This is a genomic window from Lentzea aerocolonigenes, assembly GCF_000955955.1.
GTDB lineage: Bacteria > Actinomycetota > Actinomycetes > Mycobacteriales > Pseudonocardiaceae > Lentzea > Lentzea aerocolonigenes_A.
In genome coordinates this window covers 20057-28273 of sequence record NZ_JYJG01000339.1, presented here as the reverse complement: position 1 = coordinate 28273, position 8217 = coordinate 20057, and the positions used below count along the sequence as shown (strand labels likewise).

Sequence of the window (8217 nt, the reverse complement as noted above, 5' to 3'; positions counted from 1 at the left end):
CAGCGCGACCTGACGAAGTACTACTAGTTGCTGTAGCAACGCCACTTGATGAACCAGGCCCAGCTTCCGTCGCCACGGGCGAAGCCGTTGATCTCCTCCGGCTTGTAGTCCCGGGTCCTGAACCCGTACACCCCGAAGCACCGCCTGCTGGCCGCGCCCTCCGTCTCCCTCACCGAGGGGTCCCAGGCGGGCTTCTGCGGGGAGCGGGACGCGAGCTCGAAGTCGATCGTGGTCGAGGTGGCGGCGCTTGCGGGCGCCGTTCCGAGCACGATTCCGCCGCCGGCGGCCAGGACGAGTGCGACCGCGGTGGTTCGCACGGTCCTGCTGAACTTGGTGTGCACAGCACCTCCAATGAGAAGATCTTGAATGCGCCGTCATCCTGACGAAGTGGTAGACATTTCAACAACGCTTACGCGGCGGGTTCCGAACTTTGAGGAATCGTTCCTGGATCTGCGGACGGAATCAGTTGGGGTAGCAGTACCACGTCTGCTTCCAGTCGTTGGTCCCCTGGGAGTTGCGGACGCCGAACAACGAGCCGGGCTCGACCCCGCGTGCCCGGAAACCGTATGCCGCCACGCACTGCCGGTCGGCCTCCGGTCGCGTCTCGTTGATCGCGTCAGTCCGCGAAGGGAACTTGTCGCCGTGGTACCTGAGCACGATGCTCAGGAACTTGTACTCGGTGGCGCTCGCCGGCGCCGTCCCGAGAACGACCCCCGCGCCCGAGGCGAGCACGAGCGCGACTCCCATCGTTCGCACAGTCCTGCCGAACTTCGTGCGCATGGCAACCTCCAACGAATGCGTGATGTGAGGTCACCATCCTTTGTGGACTCCGCCGATCACAAGCCGTGCGCGGCACATTCCGGGTTTTGCGGAAGGCAGGTCAGGCGCCGATGAGCTCGCGGCTACCGGGCATCGGCAGCGCGAGCGTCGAGTCCAGAACGGCCCGCAGCGCCGCACGGGGCTCGGCCGCCGAGCTGAGCCCGTCGAGCACGTCGCAGGCCTTGCCGTGCAGCCGGCGCAGGTCCCGGGAGTAGGCGGAGACGGTCCGCGGTGAGCGCAGGAGGTCGCGCAGTACGGCGTGGCACTCGGGGTCGCCGGAGGGCACCGACCGCAGCAGCCGCGTGAGCTCCTGGACCATCCCGGCGTTGCCCTGCCGGAAGGCGTGCGCGAGCAGCAGCGGCGGCACGACGAGCCGAGGGTGACCGTCGAGGTCCACAGTGGACCGGGCGTGGTCGGCGTGCAGCTGTCGCATCGCGCCGTAGAGCGCGCCGAACCTGCGCCATCCGTCGATGGCCTCGCCGTCGGTCAGGTGGGTCGCCATCGCCGCGTCCCGGGCGTAGGCCGCTCCGGTGAACCCGAGGTTCTTCGCCAGCACCGTCTTGCGGTTGAGGTCGCTGATGAGGCGGCCGTGCTCGGCCAGCCTGGTCTCGATCGCCGAGGTCGTCGAACGGGCGATCTCGGTGAACCACCCGAGCTTGCAGTTGTCCGGCGCGCGCACCGACTGCAGGTGCCGCATCGCGAGCATCGCGCCGCACTGCGCACCGGGGGCGTCGGACTCGGCGGAGATCCACCACAGCGCGGATGCGACGCACAACGGCAACGCCTTCTTCGGGTTCTCGCCTCTCGCGGCCACGACGATCGCGGCGAACACCCGTTCGGAGATCGTGTGCCGCAAGCGCGTCGCCTGCGTGGTGACCTTGGCCGCCAGGTGGGGAAGATCGGTGATGATCGAACGGAGGGCGGTGGTCAACGCCTCGCGCAGCACGTGCGTCTGCTCGTCGACCAGCCGTGTGGCGGGGGTGATCACCTGGCCAGCCTGGCACGTCACGAGAAGGTCGCCTGGCGGTCGCCGGGGATTCCCGAAAGTGTCGGAATCACTCTGTCGTGCCCACGCGGCGGGCATGGTGCTGCATTAGCGTCCGGGCATGGTGATGTCCCTGCGCAGAACCCCGAACAACATGCGAAATCCGCGCATTGCGTTCGAAATGCTGAACGGTGTTCCATAGGTTGAACGAAAGGTGGTGATGTGCCGGTGCGGGAGGCACTGGAGGTTCTCATCGAGGATCCCAGGTTCACCGAGTTGATCGATCCGCGGTCCGCGCCCGAGCGGCTCGGCGGCGGGGCGACGTGGAGCGAAGGGCCGCTGTGGCTGCCCGGCGAGAAAGCCGTCATCTGGTCCGACATCCCCGGCAATCGCATCCTGCGCTGGTCGGCTGCGAGCGGCGAGGTGACGGTGGACCGCACGGACGTCGAGTTCACCAACGGCCGGACGCTCGACCGACAGGGGCGCGTCGTGACGTGCTCCCACGGCAAGCGCGCGGTCGAGCGCACCGGACCGGACGGCACGACCACGGTGCTGGTCGACCGCTTCGGGTCGGCGAAGCTCAACTCTCCCAACGATGTCGTCGTCGCGTCCGACGGCGCGATCTGGTTCACCGATCCGCCGTACGGGATCATCCAGCCGCACGAGGGGCACCCCGGCGAGCGCGAGTACGGCGCCCATTACGTGTTCCGGTTCGATCCCGCCGGCGGTGAGCTGACCGCGCTGGTCGTCGACGTGGAGGAGCCGAACGGGCTGGCCTTCTCGCCGGACGAACGGCGGCTCTACGTCTCGGACACCTCGTCCGCGTTGCGCACCGACGGCGGCGGGCAGCACTGCATCCGCGTCTACGACGTCGGCGAGGACTGGGAGTGCCGCAACGGCCGGGTGTTCGCCGAGATCGAACCCGGTGTGGCGGACGGATTCCGGGTCGACGAGCACGGCAACGTCTGGACTTCCAGCGCCGACTCGGTCCAGGTGTACGCACCGGACGGCACCCGTCTCGGCAAGATCCCGGTGCCGGAGAAGGTCGGCAACGTGTGCTTCGGCGGACCGGGCGGCGACGAGCTGTTCATCGCCGCCACCACGAGCCTCTACCGCGTCCGGACCAGAACCAGGGGAGCGGTCTGATGACCGCGGTGCTGAGCGTGCGGCACCTGGTGAAGTCGTTCCACGGCAACAGGGCTGTGGACGACGTCTCGTTCATGGTCAACCGCGGCGAGATCGTCGCGCTGCTCGGGGAGAACGGCGCAGGCAAGTCCACGGTGATCAAGGTGCTCGCCGGGGTGCACCGCGAGGACTCCGGCGCCGTGGTCGTCGACGGCGACATCGCGTTCGTGCACCAGGACCTCGGGCTCGTCGAGTGGATGACCGTCGCCGAGAACATCGCGATGGTGACGGGATTCCCGCGGCGCAACGGGTTCATCTCCTGGCGCGCGGTGCGTGAGCAGGCGGAGCGGACCCTGGAGGTCGTCGGCGGCGGCATCGATCCGGACGCGCGGGTGTTCGACCTGCCCCGCACCGAACGTTCGCTGCTCGCGATCGCCCGTGCCGTCGTGAACGACCCGCGGCTGCTCGTGCTGGACGAACCCACGGCCAGCCTGCCGCAGGCGGACGTCGAACGCCTCTTCGCCGTGCTGCGAGGCTTGCGCGCCAACGGTGTCGGCATGATCTACGTGTCGCACCGCCTCGACGAGGTCTACGAGATCGCCGACTCGGTCGTCGTGATGCGCGACGGCGGCGTCGTCGCCAACGCGCCGGCGAGCGACATCCCGCCGGACGAGCTCGTGCGGCTCATCGTCGGCAGGGACACCGAGTTCGCCGCTCCTGGCGCGCTCGGGCACGCCGTCCGGCTGGACCTCCGGGACCTGTGCGTCGGTGACGTCGGCCCGGTCGACCTGACGGTGCGGGCCGGCGAGGTCGTGGGTCTCGTCGGGCTGCGCGGAGCGGGACAGGACGAGATCGGGCGTGCCGTCGCGGGAGAGAAGAAGCCCGCGTCCGGTCAGATGTTCCTGGACGGCAAGGCGTTCCGGCCGCGCGACACCGCTGCGGCCGTGGCGGCGGGGGTTGGTTTCACCACCTCGAACCGGGAGACCGACGGCGTCGCGAGCGGGATGTCGGTGCGGGAGAACCTGTTCCTCAACCCGCAGGTGTGGGGACGACGGCTGTTCTCCGTCTCCGGCACCGGCGGCGAGCGGTCGCGGGCGAGCGCGCTGGTGCGGGAGTACGGCGTCCGCCCGGCCGATCCGGAGGCGCCGATCGACACGTTGTCCGGCGGCAACCAGCAGAAGGTGGTGCTGGCGCGCTGGTTCTCGGTCGGCAGGGCCGTGACGGTGCTGGAGGAACCGACCATGGGCGTCGACATCGGTGCCAAGGCGGACATCTACGCGTTGCTGCGCCAGGCAGGCCAGCGCGGCATGGGCACTCTCGTCGTGTCGACCGACCTGGAGGAGGTCGCCGCGGTGTGCCATCGCGCGCTGGTGTTCGAACGAGGCCGCGTGACGCGGTCGCTCACGGGGGACGGGTTGACGGTGAGCGCGCTGGCCGCCGCCGTGTCGGGGTTGCCGGACAAGGGAGTCTGATGCCGTCGCACATCTCGGTGCGGTCGACCGCGCTGGAACCGCGCAGGGGCGCCTCCGCCGGGCACCGGCTGGTCACCGTGTACGGCATGGTGCTGGTCGCCGTCGCGTTGTTCGTGTTGTTCGCCGCGCTGGCGCCGGACACGTTCGCCACCGGCCTGAACTTCCGGCTGCTCGCGGCCGGCAACGCGGTGCCGCTCGTCCTCGCCCTCGCGGTGACCGTCCCGATGATCGCGGGCAAGATCGACCTCTCGGCCGGGTTCGCGCTCGGGCTGTGGCAGGTGCTCGCGTTGTCGTTGCAGCTCAAGGGTTTCGACTACCGGCTGGTGATCGTGCTGGTGCTCGCGGGCGGCGCGGTGGTCGGTCTGGTCAACGCGCTGCTGGTGGAGCTGGCCCAGGTCGACGCCTTCGTGGCCACCCTCGCGACCGGGCAGGTGGTCTTCTCGATCACCTACTGGTACACCGGCGGCAAGCAGGTCGTCGACGCGGAGGGCGCGCGGGCCGCGTACTTCGACGCGATCGCGACCTGGTCGCTCGGCCCGGTGCCCGGCCCGTTCGTGATCGCCGTGCTGCTCGTGGTGGCGCTGTGGGTGGTGCTGGAGCGCCTCCCGGTCGGCCGGTACCTGTACGCGGTGGGCGCGAACCCGCGCGCCGCCGAGCTCACCGGGATCCGGCGCCGCCGGTACGTCGTCGGGTCCATGGTGGCCTCGGGTGTGCTGTGCGCCGTCGCCGGAATCCTGCTGGCGGCACGGCAAGGTGGCGTGGCACAGGCCAACATCGGCCCGGACTTCCTGCTGCCCGCACTCGCCGCCGCGTTCCTCGGCTCGACCACGATCCGCCCCGGCCGGGTCAACGCCTGGGGCACGCTGCTCGGTGTCGTGGTCACCACGATCGGCATCTCGGGGTTGCAGCAGCTGCTGCCCGGCCGGTTCTACCTGGAGCCCTTGTTCAACGGGCTCACCCTGGTCGCGGCGATCACGATCGCCAGCGTCGCGAGCCGCAAACGCCTGGCCCGTGCGGAAAGGCACCAGATCGAGCCGGAGGCCGGGAAGTGAAGATCGTCGCTCTGCTCGTGGCGGTGCTCGCCGTCACCGCCTGCGCCAGCCCGACCGTGGCCGAGCTCGAGGGCAGGCGTTCCGGTGCGAGCTCACCGGCCAGGCCGCTCACCCCGCCCGGCGTCACCGACGTGCTCGCGGACGCCCGTGCACGGGTCGAGGAGAACCTGACCGGGCGCAACGGGTTCACCCCGCCGTCCCAGCCGTCTCCCGCGGTGCGCGGGGGCGGCACCATCGCGTTCGTCGCCGCCGACCTCACCAACGGCGGGGTGAACACGGTCGGGCAGGGCGTGAGCGAGGCAGCGGCCGCGATCGGCTGGCAGGTCGTGCTCTTCGACGGCAAGGGCAACGCCCAGGGCCGTGCGGACGCGTTGAACCAGGCGATCGCCCTGCGGCCCGCCGGGATCGTGCTCGGCGGGTTCGACGCCACGGAACAGGCGGCGACGATCAAGCAGGCGGGCGTGCCGGTCGTCGGCTGGCACGCCGGCACGGAACCGGGCCCGATCCCGCACGCCGGGGTGTTCACCAACGTCACCACCGACCCGCTCGAGGTCGCCTGGCTGGCGGCGGCGTACGCGGTCGCGGAGTCCGGTGGGCGAGCGGGTGTGGTGGTGCTGACGGACTCCCAGTACGAGATCGCCGTTCGCAAGGCCCAGGCCATGCGCGCGTACGTCGAACTGTGCTCCGGTTGCACTGTTCTGTCCTATGAGGACTCGCCGATCTCCGACGCCGACGCGCGGATGCCGAGCCTCGTCTCGTCTCTGTTGCAGCGCAACGGTGACCGCCTCGGCTACCTGCTCGGCGTGAACGGCAACTACTTCGGCGCGGCCAAGTCCGCGTTGCGCGACGCGGGACGACCGGGTGCGGGACCACCGTCCTCGATCGCCGCCGGTGACGGTGACGCGGCGGAGTTCCAGCGCATCCGCACCGGCGACTACCAGGCGGCGACCGTCGCCGAGCCGATGCTGCTGCACGGCTGGCAGCTCGTCGACGAGCTCAACCGCGCGGTCGCGGGCAGGGACCCGTCCGGGTTCGTGGCCAAGCCCGCGCTGATCACCCAGCGTTCGGTGCCACCGGGGGCGGTCTTCGACCCGCGGTCGGACTACCGCGAGATCTACCGGAAGGTGTGGGGAAAGTCGTGACTGAAGTCGGTGTCGTCGGACTCGGCGTGATGGGATCCGCGATCACCCGCCGCTTACTCGCGACCGGGCACGCGGTGCGGGTGCACGACATCCGCGGCGAGGCCGTCGGCGAGCTGGTGGCGGAGGGCGCCGCGGCGGCGGACACGGCGGCCGAGGTGGCCGGGGCCGGCCGGGTGATCCTGTCGCTGAACTCGCCGCAGATCGTGGAACGCGCGGTGTTCGGCGCGCGCGGGCTGCTGGCCGAGCGCGCGTACGGGGTGGTGGTGATCGACATGTCGAGCATCGATCCCGGCCGGACGCGCGAGTACGCCGCACGGGCCCGTGAGCTCGGCGCCAGGTGGGTGGACGCGCCGCTGTCCGGTGGCGCTCCCGGCGCGCTCAACGGCACGCTGACGTTGATGGTCGGCGGCGAGGCGAAGGACGTCGAAGCCGCCACACCGGTGCTGCGGGCGCTCGCCACCGGCATCACCCACCTCGGCCCCAGCGGGTCGGGCCAGCTGGTGAAGCTGGTCAACCAGGTGCTCGTCGGCTGCACGTTCGCCGCGCTGGCCGAGTCGGCGGCACTCGTGCGCGCCGCCGGGTTGGAGCCCGAGCACGTGCTGGGCGCACTCGTCGGCGGCCGGGCGGACTCCGCGGTGCTGCGGGAGTTCTTCACGAAGTTCGCCGAGCTCGACCTCACGCCGACCGGCCGCCTGCGCAACATGGTCAAGGACCTCGAGTCCGCCCGCGACTACGCCCGCTCGGCCGACATCCCGCTGCCGATCACCTCGGCGGTGTCGGAGCTGCACCGCTGGGCGGTCGCCGCTGGCCACGGCGACGCGGACAACGCCGCGTTGATGCACTACTACCGGGAGACGGCATGACAGCGCTGTTCGACCTCACCGGCAAACGGGCACTGGTGACCGGATCGAGCAGGGGCATCGGCTACGCGCTGGCCCGCGGCCTCGCCGAGGCCGGCGCCGACGTCGTGCTGAACGGCCGCGACCGGCAGGCCCTGGAGCAGGCGGCGACCCGGCTGGCGGCGACCGTCGGCAGGCCGGTGGACGCGATCCTGTTCGACGTCACCGACTCCCGAGCCGTCGAGACCGCGGCGCAGAGCCTCGGCCGCGTCGACATCCTCGTGAACAACACCGGCGTGCAGCACCGCGAACCGATGCTGGACGTCTCGGCCGAGAACTTCCGCCGGGTCGTCGACACGAACCTGACGAGTGCTTTCCTCGTCGGCCGCGCGTTCGCGGCGGGCATGGTGCAGCGCGGGTACGGCAAGATCGTCAACGTCTGCTCGGTGCAGAGCTGGCTCGCGCGCCCCGGCATCGCCGCGTACGCCGCGTCCAAGGGCGGCCTGGCCATGCTGACCAAGGGCATGTGTGCGGAGTGGGCATCGCGCGGCGTCACCGTCAACGGCCTGGCGCCGGGGTACGTGGTGACGGAGCTGACCCGGCCGCTGGTGGACAACCCGGAGTTCGACGCGTGGATCAGGGGACGCACGCCTGCTGGACGATGGGCTCACGTCGAGGATCTCGTCGGCACGCTGGTCTGGTTGTGCGCGCCCGCGTCGGACTTCGTCAACGGCCAGGTCGTCGCCGTCGACGGCGGTTTGACGGCGGTGATCTGACGTGGTG

9 protein-coding genes are annotated in these 8217 nt (G+C 70.6%); 6 read left to right on the top strand and 3 right to left on the bottom strand.

All coding sequences use genetic code 11. The features are described from left to right. Positions 1-23: 23 nt before the first annotated feature. The 3 genes from UK23_RS53175 to UK23_RS36385 all read right to left on the bottom strand — a co-directional run bounded on the left by UK23_RS53175 (position 24) and on the right by UK23_RS36385 (position 1807). On the bottom strand, positions 24-341 hold the full coding sequence (locus UK23_RS53175) for a hypothetical protein (RefSeq protein WP_045316299.1): 318 nt from the start codon (positions 339-341) through the stop codon (positions 24-26). A gap of 121 nt (positions 342-462) precedes the next feature. Beyond that, positions 463-780 (bottom strand): hypothetical protein, encoded by a 318-nt coding sequence (locus UK23_RS36390; protein WP_045316298.1) that lies wholly within the window; start codon positions 778-780, stop codon positions 463-465. A gap of 100 nt (positions 781-880) precedes the next feature. Then, the gene (locus tag UK23_RS36385; RefSeq protein ID WP_156213651.1) at positions 881-1807 is read right to left on the bottom strand and encodes a hypothetical protein; all 927 of its coding nucleotides are present in this window, start codon (positions 1805-1807) and stop codon (positions 881-883) included. Positions 1808-2032: 225 nt separating this feature from the next. On the opposite strand from UK23_RS36385, the gene UK23_RS36380 reads away from it, so the two are divergent. From UK23_RS36380 to UK23_RS36355, 6 genes are read left to right on the top strand one after another with little or no spacing between them, the layout of a single operon-like run. After that, positions 2033-2950 (top strand): SMP-30/gluconolactonase/LRE family protein, encoded by a 918-nt coding sequence (locus UK23_RS36380; RefSeq protein ID WP_196778054.1) that lies wholly within the window; start codon positions 2033-2035, stop codon positions 2948-2950. Then, positions 2950-4401 carry a sugar ABC transporter ATP-binding protein gene (locus UK23_RS36375; RefSeq protein ID WP_045316296.1) on the top strand — a complete coding sequence of 484 codons (1452 nt, stop codon included), beginning with the start codon at positions 2950-2952 and terminating at the stop codon, positions 4399-4401. Before UK23_RS36380 ends, UK23_RS36375 begins: the two co-directional genes overlap by 1 nt. After that, the gene (locus tag UK23_RS36370) at positions 4401-5453 is read left to right on the top strand and encodes an ABC transporter permease (protein ID WP_045316295.1); all 1053 of its coding nucleotides are present in this window, start codon (positions 4401-4403) and stop codon (positions 5451-5453) included. Before UK23_RS36375 ends, UK23_RS36370 begins: the two co-directional genes overlap by 1 nt. Beyond that, positions 5450-6595 carry a substrate-binding domain-containing protein gene (locus UK23_RS36365; protein WP_052685381.1) on the top strand — a complete coding sequence of 382 codons (1146 nt, stop codon included), beginning with the start codon at positions 5450-5452 and terminating at the stop codon, positions 6593-6595. The genes UK23_RS36370 and UK23_RS36365 overlap by 4 nt, the downstream gene beginning before the upstream one ends. Beyond that, entirely contained in the window at positions 6592-7458 is an 867-nt protein-coding gene (locus UK23_RS36360; RefSeq protein ID WP_196778053.1) for an NAD(P)-dependent oxidoreductase, read from the top strand. Before UK23_RS36365 ends, UK23_RS36360 begins: the two co-directional genes overlap by 4 nt. After that, complete coding sequence (locus UK23_RS36355) at positions 7455-8210, top strand: SDR family oxidoreductase (protein WP_045316294.1); 756 nt, start codon at positions 7455-7457, stop codon at positions 8208-8210. The genes UK23_RS36360 and UK23_RS36355 overlap by 4 nt, the downstream gene beginning before the upstream one ends. Positions 8211-8217: the final 7 nt, after the last annotated feature.